This is a genomic window from Pseudomonadota bacterium (assembly GCA_010028905.1).
In the GTDB taxonomy this organism is placed as follows: domain Bacteria; phylum Vulcanimicrobiota; class Xenobia; order RGZZ01; family RGZZ01; genus RGZZ01.
Genome location: RGZZ01000717.1, coordinates 1 through 1,814, shown reverse-complemented (window position 1 = coordinate 1,814; position 1,814 = coordinate 1). Strand labels below are relative to the sequence as shown.

At 70.3% G+C, this 1,814-nt stretch carries 1 protein-coding gene; it reads left to right on the top strand.

Going from position 1 to position 1,814, the window contains the following annotated elements:
* Positions 1–339: 339 nt before the first annotated feature.
* On the top strand, positions 340–1,814 hold a 1,475-nt coding region (locus EB084_24660; GenBank protein NDD31456.1), incomplete at its 3' end, for a DUF2183 domain-containing protein.

The following is a 1,814-nucleotide window of genomic DNA, read 5'->3' as shown; positions in this document are numbered from 1 at the left end:
GCGGACTCGGTGCGCACGCTGGTGGACGCGCATCCCCGGTCGTTCAGACCTCTGACGCGGGGGCGGGCAGGGGGGGGCTCAGCGAAGCGCACAGGTGTGAGGGCTCCCAGCACGAGGGGTTCGGTGTGAAAGGCTCGACAACCGTACCACACACGCATTGCGATGGCAATGGGGAGCGCGTTGCCCAAGGCGCAGCTCGGGGGCAGCGGGGCGCCCTGGTGCGCTGCAAGGAGGGAAGCCTCACCGGTGGTGGAATCTGTACCTCTTACGGCTTTCTGTTGCCGCCCTCCGCGGCGACCCCGAGATGCCCTGGTGAGGTCTTGAGGGAGACTGGACTTGATGCAGCCACTCGACCCTGCGCGTCTGCGCACTGCCGCAACCGCTCCGCCCGCCCCCGCGCGGGGAGGAGCGTCGGCTCCGCTCGAGGCCGCCTCGCCCGCATCCGCGCCCGCAGCGTCTGCGGGTTCGCTCGACTCGACGGCATCTCGGCGGGCCGCAGAACCTGACGTCTCGGCCCCGCGTGAGGCAACCCTCCCCGCGTCCCACGCCGCGCGAGAGCGGCACTGGTTCCTCGAGGGAGTTGACGGCTTCGTCGCCTACGACCCGAAGAGCGGAGAGGCCGTGCATGGCCACCCTCCCGGCGCACGGCTGCGCCACAAGGCCCCCGGCCTCGACAAGTTGCGCACGCTGTCCCGCGTGGCCGCGCGTGGAGTTGCGGGTGAGCAGGTCACCTTCTCGGCGGGCGCGTCGTCGATCTCGTCGGCGTCCACCACAAACCCGCAGGGCGAGCAGCGCCTCGCGCTGACCGACCTGCCGTCGCTGTCGGCAGGAAGCCTCTCCGGGCCCATTGCCTTGCAGGCCCGTCACGGTGACCTCGCGCCCGCCTCCGCGCGGGTGCTGGCGCTGCCCACCGACTACGATGGCCCCATCTTCGTCACCGACATCGATGACACGCTGCGCGCCACCAAGGCCGGCGCGCTCCTGCGAGGAGAGGTGCAGCCTCCCCTGCCGGGCGCGCGCGAGCTCCTCGAAGGGGTGGCGGCGCTCGGGGTGCCCATCGTCTACCTGTCGGCGGCACCCGCGCAGCTGCACGCGGTGAACGAGGCGTTCCTGAAGCAGCTCCCGGCGGGCATCCTCCTCGATCACCCCCGCTACACCGCCGAAAACCTGCACCCTTCGGCGGAAGATCAGGCTGAGGTTCAGGGCAACTACAAGACCGAGGTGCTGGCCCAGCTCCAGGCGACCTTCCCGAAGGCGCGGCTGCATGAGCTCGGTGACGATCGCTACGGCGACGCCCAGGCCTACCATCGGGTGGGCGAGCACGCGTACATCCACAATGTGCGGCCAGACCAGCGCTTCGTTCCCGACGGTTTTCAAGGCACCATCGTCGACAGCTACCACGGCGCCTTTCGCGAGCAGCTGCTCGATCGATTGGCCGAGGCTGTGGCGCAGAGCGCCAGTCTTGGCGGCGATCCGTCGCTGCCGTCGACCCCGCGGCCGGTCGTCGAGAACCCGGAGCCCATCGAGAAGCAGCCGTTCGCCCGTCGTCTTCGCCACGAGGTCAGCACGTTCATGCCGCCCATGCACGGGGCGGCCCGTCGCGTGGCGCGCCACGTGATGCAGCGCCTCGACATGCACCGACGGCCCCTCGAGCTGGCGCGCGATCTGTCTGATCAGCAGCTGGCGGCAATGCCGCCCCGAGGGCTCGCCGTGCTCGGCGATTGCCTGCTGCGTGATCTCGCGGAGAAGCGGTATGGCTCCATCGACGACGCCTGCGCCATGAGCCGACAGTTCGTGCGCGTGCTCACCGCGCG